The sequence below is a fragment of the Pantoea sp. GM_Pan_4 genome (genome assembly GCF_026541005.1).
GTDB lineage: Bacteria > Pseudomonadota > Gammaproteobacteria > Enterobacterales > Enterobacteriaceae > Pantoea > Pantoea dispersa.
The window spans coordinates 12,218-30,772 of the sequence record NZ_JALNUZ010000019.1 but is presented as its reverse complement, the minus strand read 5'-3'; the positions used below and the strand labels follow the sequence as shown (position 1 = coordinate 30,772).

Annotated in this window: 14 protein-coding genes; 6 read left to right on the top strand and 8 right to left on the bottom strand. The window is 57.8% G+C overall.

Going from position 1 to position 18,555, the window contains the following annotated elements; translation table 11 throughout:
• The first annotated feature begins 314 nt into the window (after nucleotides 1–314).
• Nucleotides 315–1,721, top strand: a complete 1,407-nt coding sequence (gene phoA / locus OXR61_RS22720) for an alkaline phosphatase (protein WP_021509917.1) — start codon at nucleotides 315–317, stop codon at nucleotides 1,719–1,721.
• Nucleotides 1,722–1,726: 5 nt separating this feature from the next.
• Here the strand turns inward: phoA and OXR61_RS22715 are convergent, their stop codons facing one another.
• A complete protein-coding gene (locus OXR61_RS22715) occupies nucleotides 1,727–2,902 on the bottom strand; it encodes a YbfB/YjiJ family MFS transporter (protein ID WP_052022902.1) in 1,176 nt (391 codons plus the stop codon).
• 86 nt (nucleotides 2,903–2,988) lie between these two features.
• Between OXR61_RS22715 and OXR61_RS22710 the strand changes: the two genes are divergently transcribed.
• A complete protein-coding gene (locus tag OXR61_RS22710) occupies nucleotides 2,989–3,783 on the top strand; it encodes a helix-turn-helix transcriptional regulator (protein ID WP_021509919.1) in 795 nt (264 codons plus the stop codon).
• Nucleotides 3,784–3,821: 38 nt separating this feature from the next.
• Here OXR61_RS22710 and gap read toward each other — a convergent pair whose 3' ends face one another.
• The 5 genes from gap to OXR61_RS22685 form a co-directional block, all read right to left on the bottom strand.
• Nucleotides 3,822–4,832: a type I glyceraldehyde-3-phosphate dehydrogenase gene (gene gap, locus OXR61_RS22705; protein WP_021509920.1), complete on the bottom strand. Its 1,011-nt coding sequence runs from the start codon at nucleotides 4,830–4,832 to the stop codon at nucleotides 3,822–3,824.
• Nucleotides 4,833–4,909: 77 nt separating this feature from the next.
• The gene (locus OXR61_RS22700) at nucleotides 4,910–5,890 is read right to left on the bottom strand and encodes a helix-turn-helix domain-containing protein (protein WP_021509921.1); all 981 of its coding nucleotides are present in this window, start codon (nucleotides 5,888–5,890) and stop codon (nucleotides 4,910–4,912) included.
• A gap of 348 nt (nucleotides 5,891–6,238) precedes the next feature.
• The gene (locus OXR61_RS22695) at nucleotides 6,239–6,490 is read right to left on the bottom strand and encodes a hypothetical protein (protein ID WP_150361533.1); all 252 of its coding nucleotides are present in this window, start codon (nucleotides 6,488–6,490) and stop codon (nucleotides 6,239–6,241) included.
• A 415-nt stretch (nucleotides 6,491–6,905) separates the two neighbouring features.
• Nucleotides 6,906–9,299 (bottom strand): glycoside hydrolase family 31 protein, encoded by a 2,394-nt coding sequence (locus OXR61_RS22690; RefSeq protein WP_021509924.1) that lies wholly within the window; start codon nucleotides 9,297–9,299, stop codon nucleotides 6,906–6,908.
• A gap of 11 nt (nucleotides 9,300–9,310) precedes the next feature.
• Nucleotides 9,311–10,612, bottom strand: coding sequence for an MFS transporter (locus tag OXR61_RS22685; protein ID WP_021509925.1), 1,302 nt, complete (start codon nucleotides 10,610–10,612; stop codon nucleotides 9,311–9,313).
• 364 nt (nucleotides 10,613–10,976) lie between these two features.
• Between OXR61_RS22685 and uxuA the strand changes: the two genes are divergently transcribed.
• The 4 genes from uxuA to uxuR all read left to right on the top strand — a co-directional run bounded on the left by uxuA (nucleotide 10,977) and on the right by uxuR (nucleotide 15,967).
• A complete protein-coding gene (gene uxuA, locus OXR61_RS22680; protein WP_267412561.1) occupies nucleotides 10,977–12,155 on the top strand; it encodes a mannonate dehydratase in 1,179 nt (392 codons plus the stop codon).
• A 64-nt stretch (nucleotides 12,156–12,219) separates the two neighbouring features.
• A complete protein-coding gene (locus OXR61_RS22675; protein ID WP_021509927.1) occupies nucleotides 12,220–13,701 on the top strand; it encodes a fructuronate reductase in 1,482 nt (493 codons plus the stop codon).
• Complete coding sequence (gene uxaC, locus OXR61_RS22670; protein WP_021509928.1) at nucleotides 13,698–15,116, top strand: glucuronate isomerase; 1,419 nt, start codon at nucleotides 13,698–13,700, stop codon at nucleotides 15,114–15,116. Before OXR61_RS22675 ends, uxaC begins: the two co-directional genes overlap by 4 nt.
• A 74-nt stretch (nucleotides 15,117–15,190) precedes the next feature.
• The gene (uxuR, locus tag OXR61_RS22665) at nucleotides 15,191–15,967 is read left to right on the top strand and encodes a Uxu operon transcriptional regulator (RefSeq protein ID WP_031280188.1); all 777 of its coding nucleotides are present in this window, start codon (nucleotides 15,191–15,193) and stop codon (nucleotides 15,965–15,967) included.
• Between the two features lie 427 nt (nucleotides 15,968–16,394).
• Here the strand turns inward: uxuR and OXR61_RS22660 are convergent, their stop codons facing one another.
• Both OXR61_RS22660 and ychF read right to left on the bottom strand, forming a co-directional pair.
• Nucleotides 16,395–17,006, bottom strand: coding sequence for a Fic family protein (locus OXR61_RS22660; RefSeq protein ID WP_031280189.1), 612 nt, complete (start codon nucleotides 17,004–17,006; stop codon nucleotides 16,395–16,397).
• Between the two features lie 398 nt (nucleotides 17,007–17,404).
• A complete protein-coding gene (gene ychF, locus OXR61_RS22655) occupies nucleotides 17,405–18,496 on the bottom strand; it encodes a redox-regulated ATPase YchF (RefSeq protein WP_021509931.1) in 1,092 nt (363 codons plus the stop codon).
• Nucleotides 18,497–18,555: the final 59 nt, after the last annotated feature.

Below are 18,555 nucleotides of genomic sequence, written 5' to 3'. Positions count from 1 at the left end.
CGAACCCCCGATACGTTGCCGTATACACACTTTCCAGGCGTGCTCCTTCAGCCACTCGGACACCTCACCACATTTTGTTTGCTGACCGCACTGGGTCAACGGGGCGCTACTATAGGGAGTTCAGCGATAAGGGTCAAGGGCTATTTTCTCCTTTTTTTCTATTCGCTTAACCTCTGCGCAGATTGCCTTAAGCCTCTCCACTTTGGCGCTTTTGTCATCAAAACATTCCTTAACTGACACAAAAGTGTCACCGCACTGTCGCAGACTTGTCGGCGGAAACATTTGGTTATATCTACGGATAAGGATGCTGATAAATGAAACGCTTGCCTCTTTTCACGCTCTCTCTGCTGGCTTCACTCACCACCACGTCCGCGCTGGCAGAGAGCACCAGCTATCAACGCGCAGCCACTGGCGATATTACCCAGCACGGCGGCGCGCGTCGCCTGAGCGGTGACCAGACCGAGGCGCTGAAAGCCTCATTGAGCAATAGCACGGCGAAGAATGTCATCCTGCTGATTGGCGATGGCATGGGCGATTCCGAAATCACCGCGGCACGCAATCAGGCCATGGGGGCCGGCGGCTTCTTTCCCGGTATTGATGCGCTGCCGCTCACCGGCCAGTACACCCATTACTCGCTGGACAAGAAAACGCATAAGCCAAACTACGTAACGGATTCAGCCGCGTCGGCCACCGCCTGGGCCACCGGCACGAAAACCTATAACGGCGCGATTGGCGTCGATGTCAACGGCACAGATCAGGTTACGCTGCTTGAGCTGGCGAAAGCAGCAGGCAAAGCCACCGGCAACGTCTCGACCGCAGAACTGCAGGATGCCACGCCGGCCGCGCTGATGGCGCACGTCACCTCGCGCAAATGCTACGGCCCGGAAAAAACCACTGAGCTGTGTCCGGGTAACGCGCTGGAGCAGGGCGGGAAAGGATCGATCAGCGAGCAGCTGCTGCAAACCCGTCCCGACGTCACGCTGGGCGGCGGCGCCAAATCCTTCGCTGAGCGAGCTAAAGCGGGCGGCTACCAGGGTAAAACCCTGCGCGAGCAGGCCGAAGTACGGGGGTTCCAGCTGGTCGATAATCTCGCCGCGCTGAACGCGGTACAGCAGGCGAATCAACAGACGCCACTGCTGGGACTGTTCTCGGAGGGCAACATGCCGGTGCGCTGGCAGGGGCCGAAAGCCAGCTATCACGGTAATCTGGATAAACCGGTGGTGACCTGTGAGGTCAACAAAGATCGTCCGGCATCAATGCCAACCCTGGCGCAGATGACGCAAAAAGCCATCGACCTGCTCAGCCACAACGATAACGGCTTCTTCCTGCAGGTGGAGGGCGCGTCGATTGATAAGCAGGATCACGCTGCTAACCCGTGCGGTCAGATTGGTGAAACCGTCGATTTAGATGAGGCGGTGCAGGTGGCGCTGGCGTATGCGCGCGAGCACGGCGATACACTGGTGGTGGTAACCGCCGATCACGCGCACAGTAGCCAGATCGTTGAAAACGGCACCAAAGCGCCGGGTCTGACTCAGGCGCTCAACACCAAAGATGGCGCGGTGATGACCATCAGCTACGGTAACTCGGAGGAGGATTCACAGGAGCACACCGGCACCCAGCTGCGCATCGCGGCCTACGGTCCCCACGCGGCGAATGTGGTCGGCCTCACCGATCAGACCGACCTGTTCTTCACGCTGAAGCAGGCGATGGCGCTGAAGTAAGCGCGTCAGTGCGGGCGGATGCGCAGCACCAGCAGCCCGCCCAGCACCAGTCCGCCAGCGGCCAGCATCAGCGCAGGGTGCAGGGAAGCAAAAATCTGCACGCTGGCGGCGGAGATCAGCGGCCCGATTAGCTGGCCAGTGGCATAGCCTGACGTCAATATCGCCACGGTTTTTGCCACGATGATATTGGAGACGGCGCGCGCCAGCTGCATCGACAGCTGCATAATCGAAAGAAACCCCAGCCCGACCATCACCGTTGAGATCAGCAGCCCGCTCACGCCCGGGATGAGCACGCCGCTGGCCACGCCCAACCCCTGCAGGATCATAACCCACGTCAGGCTGAGGCGCGTATTCAGGCGCGCAGAAAACAGCATAATCAGCACCACACCAGCCACTGCGCAAAGTCCAAACAGCGGCCAGAAAAGCGTTGCCAGCTGACCCTGCGCAAACAGGCTGTGCGCCATTTGTGACAGAAACGTCGCGGGCAAAATGTAGCCGAAACCGGCCAGCGTATAGGCCAGCCATAGCCGTTTTACCGCACTACCCGGTGCCGCCGGCGCACTTTCCCGCTGCCGGGCGGGGAGCGACGCGGGCAGCGCGCGCCACAGCAGCAGCACGCCAGCCAGCGCTACCACGCCATAGCATTGCCAGGCGCGATCGTCATTCAGGTGTAACCGGGTGATCAGCCACGCCAGCACGCCGCTCAGGGTGATGCCCGCTCCCGGGCCGGCAAATACCGCGGCGGACATGCGCGGGGCTTGCTGCTGTGCCAGCACCATCTGCGTCCAGGAGGTGACGATAATCAGGGCCCAGGCACCACCGATACCCGCCACCACACGGAACAGGCACTGCAGCACCCAGGCATGACTAAAGCCGGAGAGCAGGGTCACCAGCGCGGTGGCCAGCAAACCGGCCTTCAGGTAGCGCGCGTGATGGGTGGTGATGCGGCTCACGTGCAGTGCGCCCAGCAGATAGCCGATATAATTCATCGCCGCCAGCACACCAGCGCTGGAGAGCGTCAGGTGACCGTTGGCGATCATCAGCGGGATCTGCGGCGTGAGTGAAAAGCGGCCGATACCCATTACCACAATCAGGGTCACCATGCCGGTGAGCATGGTGATCAGGCTCACCCGGGTGTGCCGGACTGCTTGCCGTCCGGCGGAAACTGAATCTGCTGACATACTTTGCTTTACTCCGCTGAGATACCTTACTCTGTCCGGTGATAGTAAATGTCAATCAGTCAGTGAAAAATGGGGTGGTTTATCCTATGACTACAGGTCATACCCAGGCCGTCAAATCGCGTGGTGAAGATGTGAAAAACTTCCTTACCCGCCAGCGCGCGCGTATTGATCCGCAGATCTATGGCTTCAGCCGGCAAAACCGGCGCGTCAGCGGACTGCGGCGCGAAGAAGTGGCACAGCTGGCGGCGGTCAGCGTCAGCTGGTACACCTGGCTCGAGCAGGGTCGCGACATTAGTATTTCGCCCGCCGCGCTGCAGCGTATCGGCAAAGTGCTACAGCTCTCTGTCACCGAGCAGGAGTATCTTGAAGCGCTGGTGTTTGGTAACGCACATTCGCAACCTTTCAGTCATGAATTGCCGCCTGAGGTGAGGGCGATGGTGGATGCGCTGGACCCACATCCGGCGTTTGTGCGCCGCGCCAACATGGATATTGTCTACTGGAATCCGGCAGCGCAGTCGCTGATTGTCGACTGGGCGGCCCTGCCGCCGGCGGATCGCAACTCGCTCAAGCTAATGTTCATCAGTGAAGCCTACCAGCAGCGCATTCATGGCTGGGAAGAGGCGGCGCGCCATACGCTGTCGGCGTTTCGCGCCGGTTATGCCGCCAGCAATCAGGCGCAGGAATTCGATGTGGTGATCGAGGATTTGCTGGCGCGCAGTGCTGGGTTTCGCACGCTGTGGAATGACCATGATGTGGGGAAAATCGGCGCGGGCAATAAAACCCTGATTGATGTCGAAGGGAGGATGCAGACATACACCTTTACCTCACTGCAAATTGAGCAGGCACCGGGAATGCATCTGATCTTCTATCTGGCGCATTAGCGCGGCGCGCGCAGGTCGGGCGCACGCCGCCGGGGAGGTTACAGACCGCGCTGTGCCATCAGGCGTGCGAGGTCAACCAGACGGTTGGAGAAGCCCCATTCGTTATCGTACCAGGCAAGGATCTTCACCAGGTTGCCACCAATCACCAGCGTCGATAAGCCGTCGATAATCGATGAGCGCGCATCGCCCTGATAATCGCTGGAGACCAGCGGCTCATCGCTGTAGCCGAGGATACCCTGTAGCGGACCCGCAGCAGCAGCGGCTTTAAAGGCGTCATTCACCTCTTCGGCCGTCACGTCGCGTTTCAGCGTCACCGTCAGATCCACTACCGAGACCACCGGCACCGGCACGCGCAGCGAGTAACCGGTTAAGCGGCCTTCCAGTTCCGGAATCACCCGGCCGAGCGCTTTAGCTGCGCCGCTGGAGTACGGCACAATCGACAGCGCCGCCGCACGCGCGCCGCGCAGATCTTTCTCTGGCTGGTCATGCAGCGCCTGGCTGTTGGTATAGGCATGGGTGGTGTTCATCAGACCGTGCTCAATACCAAACGCCTGATGCAGCACCTGCGCGGCGGGCGCCAGGCCGTTAGTGGTACAGCTGCCGTTGCTCACCACAAAGTGCTGTTGCGGATCGTAGCGCTGGTCGTTGACGCCCATCACAATCGTTAAATCATCATTTTTGCCCGGCGCAGAGATGATCACGCGTTTGGCGCCGCCGTGCGTGATATGCACCGCGGCCTTGTCACGCTCGGTAAAAAAGCCGGTGGCTTCGATGACGATATCCACGCCCACTTCACGCCAGCGAATATTGGCCGGATCGCGCTCGCTGAACACGCGCACTGGTTTGCCATCAATGCGCAGTTCACCGTCGCCAGCGCTGACTTCTGCCGGCAACCGACCCAGCAGGGAGTCGTGCTTCAGCAGATGCGCCAGCGTTTTGCTGTCGGTAAGATCGTTAATCGCCACAATATCGATGTCGCTGCTGCCCAGCGCGGCGCGGAATACGTTACGTCCGATACGGCCAAAACCGTTAATGCCTACCTTGATCATGACTGACTCCTTAGTGAAGTTACTGCAGTCACTGTAGGCCTGGCGTGCACTGGCGTAAACGACAAAAAAGGATCACTTTACGCCATTTTGCGGCTGTGAAAGCGCTGGCGATATTCGTTGGGCGTGAGATGCAGCTGGCGCTCGAAGCTGCGCCGCAGGTTGATGCTGCTGCCAAAGCCGGTGGCGATGGCGATGCGTTCCAGCGTCTCGCGCGTCTGCTCCAGCCGCTCGCGCGCCGCCGCCAGCCGCGCTTCTGCCACATAGCGCGCCGGTGAAACGCCGGTTTCGCGGCTGAACACGCGGGTAAAGTTACGCGGGCTCATCGCCACCTGGGCTGCGAGTTTCTCCACCGACAGGTCTTCCGCCAGATGGGCGGCGATCCAGCTCTGCAACTGAGCAATCGGCCCCGACTCGCTGACGGACTGCAGGTGAAAGCGGCTGAACTGCATCTGGCCGCCGGGACGACGCAGATACATCACCATATCCTGCGCGATGTCGCGCGCCACGCTGAAACCAAAATCTTCCTCTACCAGCGCCAGCGTCAGATCGAAGCCGGAACTGACGCCGCCAGAGGTCCAGATTGGGCCATCCTGGATATACAGCGGGCCGCCTTCAACCTGCACGCGCGGATAGCTGGCCTGCAGCGTGTCCAGCAGACGCCAGTGGCTGGTGGCGCGCCGGCCATCCAGCAATCCCGCCTCCGCCAGCAGCATCGCCGCCCCGCAAATCGACACCACGCGGCGCGCCTGCTGGGCAGCCAGCTTAATCCAGTCCACCACCATATTGCGTTCTTCGGGGTTATCACCGCGGCCGGTAATCATGATGGTGTCCCAGCATTCGCGCGGATCGAGTTCAGCCAGTTTGAGATCGGCGAGCAGATTGAGGCCGGACTGGCCGTGGATCACCTGGTGCGGCTGCGTGGTTGCAATGCTGATACGATAGCGTGCGCCAGCCACGCCCACCGGCAGGTGCAGGTTGGCGTGCATCAGGATGTCGGCGATACCCGCCGCTTCGAACAGCATGCCGCCGTCCGGGACAATAATCAGAAAGGTTTTCATGGCGTAAAATGTACCTGCGCCACGAAAGAAGTCAATGCAGCAAGGGCTATCAGGCGCGCGAGCTGAATACCCGGCCGCGGCCATCAGACGGGGCATTTCCGGCGGCACCGTACAGGCGCTATATTTATATAAAATCATGAAGTCGCAAATGATGCTTATATCCCTCATCATGCAGTTAAAAATATCTGCAGACTGAAGCGTTGGATGCCAGATTAATCAGATGCCTGTTATTTTGGAAGTGAAATGCCTGGATGGGTTAAGAGAAACTCTATTTTATAAAGCATTCCTTTGCCAGGCAGTGATAATGACTACGATAATGAGCAGCTGAGTAAATCAGACTTAAAACCATCAATTATATTCAACCTGCAGAAAAGTCAAACCACGCTCCCGGGTAATGCGCGCGGTGCCCAGCGCGTAAGGTAATTCACGCGCGGCACCATTAACCTGCAGGGTTTCGCTCTTTTTAATCCCTTCGCGCGTGCAGTTCAGCGAGACGCTGCGCGTCACGGCATAATCACAGGAGGGTTCAACAATCGCGCCGACGAACGTGATTTGACCGTCGGCGGCAAGGGTGGCGTGGCTGGCAAGTAAAGCTATCATCGGTAACAGCAATCTTTTCATCACAGAGGCCCTTTGAGAAGTCGGGAATTACCCGGTTAATGTCGTCTTAATGACTAATAGCGCGCCACAGTTGAATATTGCTTAAACCGCGGCGTTTCCGTGTTAAGGCATATTATTACGATGGCTTAGCCAGTGCATCGTCATGTTTTATGTAATCGCCTCAGCAGTAAACGCTTATGCCTGCATTAAGCGCAGCTATTATATTAGTAAGCAACCAGGATTAATCGGGTGAGCAGGGCGGTGAAATAAGCGTATTAAACCGGATAGATTTATTCGCGGGATAACGTCGGGACAGAAAACGGGCAGATAGCGTGTTGGTGTAAGCCGCTGAGGGAGAGAAGAACGGGCTGAAGTTAAGCAGGCGCACCCGACATCGGTGCGCTCTTGTGGTTTATCAGCTGCGGGAAATCTGAGCCAGCGTCACGTCGGCTGACGCAGCGCCTGCGGCGACACCGTCGATAAACAGCGCACGCTGTTCACCGGCGGGCAGGGCAATCTGCAACGTTTGCCATGCCGGCTGATAATCACCCTTGCGCCGCAACGTAAGGTGAATGGCTGTGGCTTCGCAGCGCATTTCCCACTGCAGCCACAGCGCATTGCCATGCTGATAGCCCCAGGATTCGCCATCATCTTCGAACAGTTCGCCGTGGCTAACGCCTTTGCCCTGCAATGGATAAAGCTGCAGCGTGCGACGATCGTCTGCGGCGGCGTTGACGTGAGCAATACGCTCGCTGAGTGGCAGTGCCGCACCTGCGCGCACCAGCAGCGGCTGCGTTTCCAGGGGCGCAGGCAAGGTGGTCCACTGACCCCCGCTGTACCACTGCTGCGTGGCGAAATCATACCAGCCTGTCTGGTTGTCGGGCAGCCACAGGCGGCGTTCACGCTGGCCGGGTTCCACCACGCTGGCGACCAGCAGATCGCGGCCGAGCAGGAATTCATCACACTCAGCAAAGGTCTGGGCATCGTGTTCATGATCAAGGAACGTCGGGCGCAGCATCGGTTCATCGTCCGCATGCGCCTGCCACAGCAGCGTGTAGAGATACGGCAGCAGGCGATAGCGCAGCGCGATGGCCGCCCGAATCGCGGGCGTGACCGAAGGATACATCCACGGCTCATTCACGGTGTGATCGTCATTCCATGAATGAATGGTGAAGCGCGGATGCATGACGCCATTCTGCACCCAGCGCACAAACAGCTCCGCGTCGGGTTTATCGCCCGAGAAGCCGCCGACGTCGTGACCGACGTTATACAAGCCGGACAGGCTCATGCCGAGGCCCATGCGAATGTTGTAGCGCAGCGAGGTCCAGTTGGTGCGGTTATCCCCGCTCCATGTTTGCACGTAGCGCTGCATCCCGGCGCAGCCGGAGCGCGAAATCAGGAACGGTCGCTGTTCGGGGGCAAAGCGCTGTTGCGCTTCCATCGAGGCGCGCATCATCAGCAGCGGCATCACCGGGCGAATATGCTTGATGGCAATCGGCGTACCGAAGCCGTGGCAGCGCGCTTCGCCGTCCCAGACTTCATACTCGTTGTTATCGTTCCAGGTGGCGTCGATGCCTTTTTCCAGCAGCTGACGGGTGACGTTCTCCTGCCACCAGGCCACCGTTTGCGGATGGGTGAAATCGAGGTGCGATCCTTCATCATCCCAGAACACTGAGCGCTCTGGCACATCCTCTTCCGAATCGCGGATAAACAGTCCCTGAGCTGCGACTTCTTCATAGCGCGGGTGATCCTGCAGCAGGCAGGGTTTGATGTTGGCCGCCAGACGCAGCCCGGCATCGTGAAACGCCTGACTCATCGCTTCCGGCTGCGGCACTTTGTCGTAGTTCCAGTTGAACACATAACGCTTGTTATTGATGGAGGTATAGCCCGAGGAGAGCTGGAAGGAGTCGCACGGAATAGCGTGCTCTTCGCACAGGCGAATAAAGTTCATCAGCTGGTTTTGCGCGTCCGGCGCATCGGTGTAGTGCATGGTCGAGCCGCTGTAGCCCAGACTCCATTTGGGGCCGAACAGCGTTTTGCCGGTCAGGCGTACGAAGGTTTTGGTGATATCCAGCACCCGCTTACCGACAAACAGGTAGTAATCGATATCGCCACTCTCCGCCTGCCAGCGGCGATACGGCTGGTGATAGTTATCCAGTTCGTTACCCAGATCGAACCAGCTGGTGCTGAGATTATCGTAGAACAGGCCAAAGCTGACGTCGTTACGCCGCGTGAGGGTGAAGGGCACATGTTTGTAGAGCGGATCGGTGGAGGAAGCGTTGTAACCCATGGCATCCAGATTACGCATCTCATAGCGTTTGCCGTTGCGTTGCAGATCGCCGGTTTTTTCGCCCAGACCGTAGTAGCGGTCGTCCGCCATGCGGCGCTGATAGTGTGCCACGCCGTCGCCGTGTGCGTTGATCTGATAGGCGCTGGTGGGGCGATCGCCGGTCAGCAGTTGCCAGTGGCCTGCGGCATCACGGTACTGCCACTCCAGCGCCAGCGGCTGACGCACCATCACGCGCAGCGTGTCGGTGCTAATGGTCAGACAACTGGCTTCTTCCTCCAGCGTAAAGCCGGGCAGGCTAAACCCGGCCAGGCTGTCGCGCGGACGCCCTTCCCATGGAACATCCTGTTCCGGTGCAATGCTCCAGGTGCGGTCCAGACTGTAGTTGCCGTGGCGCTTGATCACCACGCGGAACAGACCTTTTTCCAGCACGTACAGGCACAGATGGTGTTTGCCATCGACGTTAAGCACCACATGGTGATGATCAGAATGGGCTAAAGACCAGTTTTTTAAGGTTTTCATCGTTACCTACTTCATTGGGTCGCTGAACGACGCTCAGCAATAAACGCAATCAGGAAGACTGCACCGATCAGGTCAAAGAAGCCCATGGCGACAAACAGCGGGTTAAAGCCGATTTTGTCAGCCGTCACGCCAATCACCAGCGAAAACAGGAAGCTGGAGATCCAGGCAAACGAGCCGCGCATGCCATTCACCGTGGCCATCTGGCCCTTATCAAATTTTTCCACCACCAGCGCACTCAACATGCAGGAGATGATCTGATGACCAAAACCGCCAATCGAGATCAGAGCAATCGCGACATAGGGGTCTTTGGTCATCGCCACCAGCGCCAGCGACAGCATCAGAAAGGCGCCGGTGACCGAGCTGGCGACAACGGAATTCACCTGCCTGAAGCCAAACAGCCGGGTATAGATGCGCGTCAGGTAGCCGCTGGCTGCACTGCCGAGATCCGCCGCGAGGAACGGCAGCCAGGCGAACATGGCAATCTGTTTCAGGTCCATTCCCAGGTCTTTTGCCAGATAGAGCGGCACCCAGAAACTCAACACGCCCCATGCCGGTTCAGCCATAAAAGCGGGAATGGCGATACCGTAAAAACGCTTGTTTCTGGAGACGGTTTTCAGGGCTTTGAAAAAGGGCAGTTTGACCGCCGGTGGCTCATTATCCTGACGAATAAAGGCCAGCTCATCGCTGCTGAGATTCGGGTTACGTTCCGGATCGCGATACAACAGCCACCACAGCACCACCCAGCCCAGAGCCAGACAGCCGGTAAACAGGAATGCGCCCTGCCAGCCGAACGAGGCGTGGGCAAAGTAGATGATGGGAGGTGCCAGCATAGCGCCAATCGAGAAGCCGACGCCGGCCCAGCCGGCCGCGATCGGGCGCTCTTTTTTCGGGAACCATTCACCAATCACTTTGGCGTTGGCCGGCGTGGCGGCCGCTTCAGCTCCGCCCATGACAAAGCGCAAGATGGCCAGGTGCAACCAGCTGGCGGCGCCGGCATGGAACAGACAGGCCAGCGCCCAGATGGTGGCGCAGATGAAGAAGCCGAGTTTGAGGCCAATGACGTCAATCAGCCAGCCGCAGATTGGTTGAAAGAAGGTATAAGCCAGCTGAAAAGCGCCGACTATCCATGAATATTGTTCTGTGGTGATGCCGAGACTGGTTTTCAGCTCGGGGGCCAGAATGCCTAACGAGTTACGGGTAATGTAGTTGACGGTGACACCGGCGAGAAACAGCACCAGCACCCACCAGCGCAGATGACGGATGACGCGTTTCGTGCCGGTTGCGGCAATCCCTGGGTTCAAACTGCGGTTCATCGGATTCTCCATTCATTATTAACAGCATGTGTGAGCAACGTCTGTGACTGCCTGGCCGGAGGTGGAGTCCATACCGGCCAGCGCATAACCCCTGGCCCTTGATTGCCGGGCGTGGCGTGATGCGTCCTGTTTTACCTATCCGCCGGGAGTGAACCACAGTTAGGTCAGGTGGTCGCCAGCCTGATGCGGTATTTGTGATCTGGTTAACCAAAATCATTTATCAGGTTGACTTCCGTCGGTGAAAAGCTGAATTTGACGCTGCGCAGGCACTTTTTACGACTCAGAAAGCGCTTCGCTTGTAAAATTGGTCAACCAAAATGGAAGGGCTTTGAGAGTGATGCTCAGGCCCGCAGGAGAGAACGACATGAAGCAGACCTGGCGCTGGTATGGCCCTGACGATCCCGTTTCACTCGCCGATGCCCGACAGGCGGGCGCTACCGGCATTGTGACTGCCCTGCATCACATCCCGAACGGCGAGGTGTGGCCAGTGGAGAAGATTTTGCAGCGCAAAGCGATGATTGAGGCGGCCGGGCTGGTCTGGTCGGTAGTGGAGAGTGTGCCGATCCATGAGGAGATCAAAACTGGCAGCGGGCAGTGCCAGCAGTGGATCAGCAACTATCAGCAGTCGCTGCGCAATCTGGCGCAGTGCGGCATCCACACCGTGTGCTACAACTTCATGCCGATTCTGGACTGGACGCGCACCGACCTGGCGTTCGAGCTGCCGGATGGCGCGAAAGCGCTGCGCTTCGATCAGATTGAATTTGCGGTATTTGAGCTGCATATCCTGCAGCGCCAGGGCGCAGAAAATGATTACAGCGCTGACGAGATAGCCGAGGCCGCTGCGCGCTTCGCCAGCATGAGCGAAGAGCACAAGCTGCGGCTGACGCGTAACATCATCGCCGGATTACCTGGCGCGGAAGAGGGCTACACGCTGGCGCAGTTCCGTGCTCAGCTGGCGCGCTATGACGGCATCGACAAAGCCCGGCTGCGCGAGCACTTTGCCACGTTCTTGCGCGGCATTATCCCGGTCGCTGAAGAGGTCGGTATCCGCATGGCGGTACATCCGGACGATCCGCCGCGCCCGATCCTCGGCCTGCCGCGTATCGTCTCCAATGCCGACGATCTGCAGTGGATGATCGACACCATCGACAGTCCGGCCAACGGCTTCACGATGTGTACCGGCTCCTACGGCGTGCTGGCGGAAAATGATTTAGCCGGCATGGTGAAACGTTTTGGGCCGCGCATCTATTTTGCCCATCTGCGCTCAACCCGGCGTGAAGCCAACCCCAAAACCTTTCACGAAGCCGCGCACCTTGGCGGCGATATCGATATGTTTGCGGTGATCAAAGCGATTGCCGAAGAGGAGCAGCGCCGTCGTAATGCGGGGCAGGAAGACCTGATCCCGATGCGGCCCGACCACGGGCATCAGATGCTGGACGATCTGCATAAGAAAACTAACCCGGGTTATTCCGCGATTGGCCGGCTGAAAGGTCTGGCTGAGATTCGTGGCGTTGAGCTGGCGATACACCGCGCCTTTTTCTGACGCCAGTCGCCCTGTACCGCTTGCCCGGCGGACGCGCAGTCGCGCCGGACACTGAGGAGTTCACATGCAACACAACCTTGCCGACGCCAGCATTAAAGTGGCGCGGCCCGCATGGCAGCAGCAGCGGCTGGTGCCGCGCATCGTGCACATCGGCTGCGGCGCGTTTCATCGCGCGCACCAGGCGCTCTATCAGCACCATCTGCTGGAGATAAGCGACAGCGACTGGGGCATTTGCGAGGTCAACCTGATGTCGGCCAGCGGCAGAAAGCTGGTGGAACAATTGCGCGAGCAGAATTTGCTCTACAGCGTCACCGAGCAAGGTGCGACGCGTCATGAAGTCAAAATCATTGGTTCCGTGCATTCAGCGCTGCACCCGGCGCTGGACGGTTGTGACGGCATTCTTAACGCGCTTGCCCGCGCGGAAACCGCCATCGTCTCGCTGACGATAACCGAAAAAGGCTATTGCACTCATGGCGCAACCGGCGAACTGGACAGCACCCATCCGCTTATCGTGCACGATCTGGCCCATCCCCGGCAGCCGAAATCCGCCATTGGCTTTATCGTTGAGGCGCTGCGCTTGCGGCGTGAAGCCGGGTTAGCGCCTTTTACCGTGCTGTCATGCGACAATCTGCGTGATAACGGCCACGTCGCGCGGGCTGCGGTCATCGGTCTGGCACAACGGCAGGATGCGGCGCTGGCGGCATGGATTGAGCAACAGGTCACGTTTCCCTGCACCATGGTTGACCGCATCGTGCCGGCCGTAACGGAAGAGACGCAGCGCGAGATTACCGGGTTGCTGGGCATCGCCGATCCCTGCGGTGTCGCCTGTGAGCCGTTTCGTCAGTGGGTGATTGAAGATAACTTCGTGGCGGGACGTCCCGACTGGCAGCGCGTTGGTGCGCAATTTGTTCCGGATGTCGCCCCCTACGAGTTGATGAAACTGCGTCTGCTGAATGGCACGCACTCGTTTCTGGCGTATCTCGGCTACCTCGGCGGTTGTGAAACTATCGCTGATACTATGCAGCTGCCAGCTTACCGTCAGGCCGCGCTGTCGCTGATGCTGACTGAACAGCGTGCCACATTGACGATGCCGGCAGGCAGCGATCTGAACGCGTATGCGCATCAACTGCTTGAGCGCTTCAGTAATCCGTCGCTGCGCCACCGCACGGCGCAAATTGCCAGCGATGGCAGTCAGAAATTGCCACAGCGCATGCTGGATTCGCTGCGCTATCATCTGCACCACGGCAGTGACTGCCGGCATCTGCTGCTCGGCATCGCGGGCTGGATGCGTTATATCCTCGGCGAAGACGAAAAGGGCGAGCGCTACCCGGTGGCTGATCCGCTGGTCGCTAAGTTTGAGCGGATTAATCAGCAGTTCCCTTCAGGTCCCGCCCGCGTGCAGGCGCTGCTGGGCATTAACGAGATCTTCGCGGACGACTTACCCGCCAATCCGGCCTTTGTTGCCGCCCTGCAACACACCTATGACCGCCTGTGCCAGCAGGGTGCCAGAGCCGCGGTTGCATCCCTCAATCCGGAGGCCAAATGATGAATTTTATGGATGACGATTTTCTGTTGCACAGCGAGGTGGCGCGTCGCCTGTATCACGACGTGGCGGCGCAGATGCCGATCTATGATTACCACTGCCACCTCAATCCGCAGGAGATTGCAGAAGACCGGCAGTTTGCCAACCTCGGGCAAATCTGGCTGGAGGGCGATCACTACAAATGGCGCGCACTGCGCGCGGCGGGCGTAGAGGAATCATTGATCACCGGTAACACCACCAGCGATTACGATAAATATCTCGCCTGGGCGCAGACCGTGCCGAAAACGCTCGGCAATCCGCTCTATCACTGGACGCATCTGGAGCTGCGCCGGCCGTTCGGTATCACTGACACGCTGTTTGGACCGGAAACCGCACCGCGCATCTGGCATGAGTGTGCGGAGAAGCTGGCCACGCCTGAATTTTCCGCGCGCGGCATCATGCGCCAGATGAACGTGCTTATGGTGGGCACCACTGACGATCCGATCGACTCCCTGCAGTACCATCGTCAGATAGCTGAAGACAGCAGCTTTGATATTGAGGTGGCACCGAGCTGGCGTCCGGACCGGGTGTTCAAGATTGAACTGGAAGGATTCACCGATTACCTGACCCGGCTGGAAGCCGCCGCAGATGTCAGTATCGACAGCTTTGATGCGCTGCGTGTGGCGTTACTGCGCCGACTGGACCACTTTTCCGCCCATGGCTGCCGCGCCGCCGACCACGGCATTGAAACGCTGCGCTATGCTGCGGTACCAGCCGACAGCGTGCTGGATGGCATTCTCGCCAGACGCCGCAGCAATGCGGCGCTGAGCGAGCTGGAGATTGCGCAGTTCAGTACCGCTGTGCTGGTGTGGCTGGGCGCGGAATATGCCCGCCGTGGCTGGGCGATGCAGTTACATATCGGTGCAATCCGCAATAACAGCACGCGCATGTTCCGTCAGCTCGGCCCGGACAGCGGTTTCGACTCCATCGGCGATCATCCTGTTGCCTGGCCGCTGGCGCGCCTGCTGGATGCGATGGACACCAATGACCATCTGCCAAAAACCATTCTTTACTGCCTCAATCCGCGTGACAACGAAGTGCTGGCTACCATGGCGGGTAACTTTCAGGGCGCAGGGATGGCGGGCAAGATGCAGTTCGGCTCTGGCTGGTGGTTCAACGATCAGCGTGACGGCATGCTGCGGCAACTGGAGCAGCTGGCGCAGATGGGGCTGCTCAGTCAGTTCGTTGGCATGCTGACCGATTCGCGCAGTTTTCTCTCTTATACGCGGCACGAATACTTCCGCCGCATTCTGTGTAATCTGTTTGGCGAGTGGGTGCGTGACGGCATTGTGCCGCACGATGAAGCTGCGCTGGGCGCGATGTTGCAGGATATCTGCTTCCATAACGCCCGACGCTACTTCAGCCTTAACCCACGGTGAAAATCACGCCCTGTGTTATAGTGCAGGGTAGAAAATTTAGCGGCCTAATGTCTGAACCAGCAGAAAAGAGCGTTATGAAACCACAAGCTTCAGCACAGCGACCCTATCAGGAAGTGGGCGAGATGCTTCGCAACATGATTACGCAGAAACAGTACGCGATTGGCGAGCGATTGCCGCCAGAGCGTGAACTGGCGATGCTGCTGAACGTCACGCGCACGCTGGTGCGTGAGGCGCTGATTATGCTGGAGCTGGAAGGTTTGATTGAAGTGCGGCGTGGCGCAGGCATTTATGTGATCAATGACACGCCGGCACCGCGTGCCGCTGCGCAAACCGCCTGCAATGCGGCCGGTCCGTTTGAGATGCTACAGGCCCGCCAGCTGCTGGAGAGCAATATCGCCGAGTTCGCTGCGTTACAGGCGACGCGTGAAGACATCATCAAAATGCGTCAGGCGCTGGCGCTGGAAGAGCGTGAGCTGGCGTCAGGCGCAGTGAACGACAGCGAAAACGGCGACCGCAATTTCCATCTGGCGATAGCCGAAGCCACGCATAACAGCATGCTGGTGGAGCTGTTCAAACAATCCTGGCAGTGGCGCGAAGACAATGTGATGTGGAGCCAGCTGCACCGGCATCTGATCAATACCAACTACCGCAAAAAGTGGCTCGACGATCATAAAAAGATCCTCGCCGCCTTAATCAAGAAAGACGCGCGCGCCGCGAAACAGGCGATGTGGCAGCACCTGGAAAACGTCAAGCAACTGCTGCTGGAGTTTTCTGATGTGGACGACATTGATTTCGACGGCTATCTGTTTGAGTCATGGCCGCTGTATGCCACTAACGGATCGGATAATTAGCCTGGCGTAGCTGCTTTAGTAATCATTCGCGCGGCCGCGTTGCTGCCATTCAGTTAATGAAACCGCAATTCGCACAATAGCCGTAGCGGCGCGATTCATCGCCTTGCGTGGGGTTTATTTACCGGGCTCATGAGATTGTTTGAAGCCTGATGGGACATCAGCTTGCCGAGCCAGAAGGGAACGTGATGTTGGTTCAAAGCTTTGATATACTCTTGAGGCTATGGTGTCTTACGCAACTGCACTGATGTAGAGAGGGCTTAATGACCAACAACAGAAAAAAAGCGCACTCAGGTTATGCTAAACCTTCTCGCTCCGATATCATTCGTTCAGTAGCAACGTCAACGGCTGTTGAAACCGGCCAGTCCTCAGCTAGCGTCGAGGCCTCACTTGAAGCCGCGCGCAAAAAATTCGCGCATCTTCGACTGGCTTAGTGCCTTCTCAGTGCCCGACTGACCCAGTATTTCATTGGCGCGTAGTCCATTGACATACCAGCATGAATAGCCGAAATATACTGGGTTTTATTCTGCTCCCAGCTTTGATAATCCAGCGGTTTGTATCCTCCCTGAACCGCCATGACATCCGCTAACAGCCGCGACAAACGTCCGTTTCCTTCTCTGAAGGGATGTATAAGTATCAGCTCGACATGGGTAACGGCGATAGCAATGATGAGTTCTTCTTCCATGACGTTACAGGGCGTGTAATGGGCAAGATACTTGTTGTATTCGTTCAGCAGTTTTGGCAATTGTGCTGAAGGCGCAAACATAAAACCACCCTTGCTAATATTGACCGTTCTCTCTTGTCCAGCCCATTCGTAGATGTTACCCAGCCAGCGGCGATGCCAGCTTTTTAGTAGCGCGACGTTAAGTTTCCCTTCGGGAAAGTTTTCTTCAAAAACTGACTGGTAGAGTTGTTCTAACAGAACAAGTTCTGCCTCGTTCATCTCAGTGGAATCGGTGAGCCCCAGCTTATTGGCCATGACCTGCTCGCCTGAGTCTTTTTCAAACTTACCTTCACTGCCAGCAACATGGTATCGGCTCATGAGTGCGCTCTGTAATAATGACAAACGAAGCGTAAGTATATTTAGGTCCATCAGGTTTATCAGCCAATCCTGCCTCGAAACCTTTCGTTCATCAGGATAAGTTAAATTGCTGTATATCCAGGGAGTACCGTTGGTTGCAGCCAGGCTGTACCTCAATAGCATCAGCCCGGTTGCTCGTTTCGATCAAACAGGTAATGTGGTTCGGTAAGGGGAGCTATAAGTAGCGCTGCAGCCGAGATTTTGACCAGCCGCCGTAAAGAGTGCGATGTGACTGGCGCTGGCAATTTATCCCCGCCCGTAAAAAGCATGTAATAAAAAATCCACGCAATTGCGTGGATTTTATAGTTATTCCGCTCTCTATGAGGCTCGGTGAAACCTCATGAGACGGCACATTTTATTTAAACGTTAAACAGGAAGTTCATCACATCGCCATCTTTCACGATGTACTCTTTACCTTCTGAACGCATTTTGCCGGCTTCTTTCGCGCCCTGTTCACCTTTGTATGTGATGAAATCTTCGAACGCGATGGTCTGAGCGCGGATAAAGCCTTTCTCGAAGTCGGTGTGGATTTTACCGGCTGCCTGCGGTGCGGTGGCGCCAACCGGGATGGTCCAGGCACGCACTTCTTTCACGCCTGCGGTGAAGTAAGTCTGCAGGTTGAGCAGGGCGTAACCGGCGCGGATCACGCGGTTGAGGCCCGGCTCTTCCAGGCCCAGTTCAGCCATGAATTCGTCGCGCTCTTCATCTTCCAGCTCGGCGATATCCGATTCCACTGCCGCACAGACCGGCACCACCACTGAGCCTTCGGCTTCAGCAATCGCGCGCACCTGGTCGAGATACGGGTTGTTCTCGAAACCGTCTTCATTGACGTTGGCGATGTACATGGTCGGCTTCAGCGTCAGGAAGCTGAGATAGCGGATCGCCGCTTTCTCATCGGCGTCCAGCGCCAGCGAGCGCAGCATACCGGCGTTTTCCAGATGCGGCAGGCACTTCTCCAGCGCTGCCAGTTCGGCTTTAGCATCTTTGTCGCCGCCTTTGGCTTTCTTCTGGCAGCGCTGAATGGCACGTTCGCAAGTGTCGAGATCCGACAGCGCCAGCTCGGTGTTGATGACATCAATATCTTCCGCCGGGTTTACTTTACCGGAGACGTGGATGATGTTGTCGTTTTCAAAGCAGCGTACCACGTGGCCGATAGCTTCTGTTTCACGGATGTTGGTCAGGAACTGGTTGCCCAGGCCTTCACCTTTCGACGCGCCTTTTACCAGACCAGCGATGTCCACGAACTCCATGGTGGTTGGCACCACGCGCTGTGGCTTAACAATCTCGCTCAGCTGATCGAGGCGCAGGTCAGGCATCGGCACCACGCCGGTGTTGGGTTCGATGGTGCAGAACGGAAAGTTGGCTGCTTCGATACCCGCTTTGGTCAGCGCGTTGAACAGGGTGGATTTACCGACGTTCGGCAGGCCCACAATACCGCATTTAAATCCCATGATCTTACCTTTCTCACTGAGTGTGCAGCGCTGGCAGACAGCGCCGACTGATTCAAAAA

Excerpts from the sequence above, each read along its gene's own strand:
- OXR61_RS22660 (WP_031280189.1), bottom strand. The coding sequence starts at position 17,006 with ATGAGCCGATACCATGTTGCTGGCAGTGAAGGTAAGTTTGAAAAAGAC.
- phoA (WP_021509917.1), top strand. The coding sequence starts at position 315 with ATGAAACGCTTGCCTCTTTTCACGCTCTCTCTGCTGGCTTCACTCACC.
- OXR61_RS22715 (WP_052022902.1), bottom strand. The coding sequence starts at position 2,902 with ATGTCAGCAGATTCAGTTTCCGCCGGACGGCAAGCAGTCCGGCACACC.
- OXR61_RS22695 (WP_150361533.1), bottom strand. The coding sequence starts at position 6,490 with ATGATAGCTTTACTTGCCAGCCACGCCACCCTTGCCGCCGACGGTCAA.
- OXR61_RS22675 (WP_021509927.1), top strand. The coding sequence starts at position 12,220 with ATGCAACACAACCTTGCCGACGCCAGCATTAAAGTGGCGCGGCCCGCA.
- OXR61_RS22690 (WP_021509924.1), bottom strand. The coding sequence starts at position 9,299 with ATGAAAACCTTAAAAAACTGGTCTTTAGCCCATTCTGATCATCACCAT.
- uxuA (WP_267412561.1), top strand. The coding sequence starts at position 10,977 with ATGAAGCAGACCTGGCGCTGGTATGGCCCTGACGATCCCGTTTCACTC.
- OXR61_RS22710 (WP_021509919.1), top strand. The coding sequence starts at position 2,989 with ATGACTACAGGTCATACCCAGGCCGTCAAATCGCGTGGTGAAGATGTG.
- uxaC (WP_021509928.1), top strand. The coding sequence starts at position 13,698 with ATGATGAATTTTATGGATGACGATTTTCTGTTGCACAGCGAGGTGGCG.
- uxuR (WP_031280188.1), top strand. The coding sequence starts at position 15,191 with ATGAAACCACAAGCTTCAGCACAGCGACCCTATCAGGAAGTGGGCGAG.
- OXR61_RS22685 (WP_021509925.1), bottom strand. The coding sequence starts at position 10,612 with ATGAACCGCAGTTTGAACCCAGGGATTGCCGCAACCGGCACGAAACGC.
- gap (WP_021509920.1), bottom strand. The coding sequence starts at position 4,832 with ATGATCAAGGTAGGCATTAACGGTTTTGGCCGTATCGGACGTAACGTA.
- OXR61_RS22700 (WP_021509921.1), bottom strand. The coding sequence starts at position 5,890 with ATGAAAACCTTTCTGATTATTGTCCCGGACGGCGGCATGCTGTTCGAA.
- ychF (WP_021509931.1), bottom strand. The coding sequence starts at position 18,496 with ATGGGATTTAAATGCGGTATTGTGGGCCTGCCGAACGTCGGTAAATCC.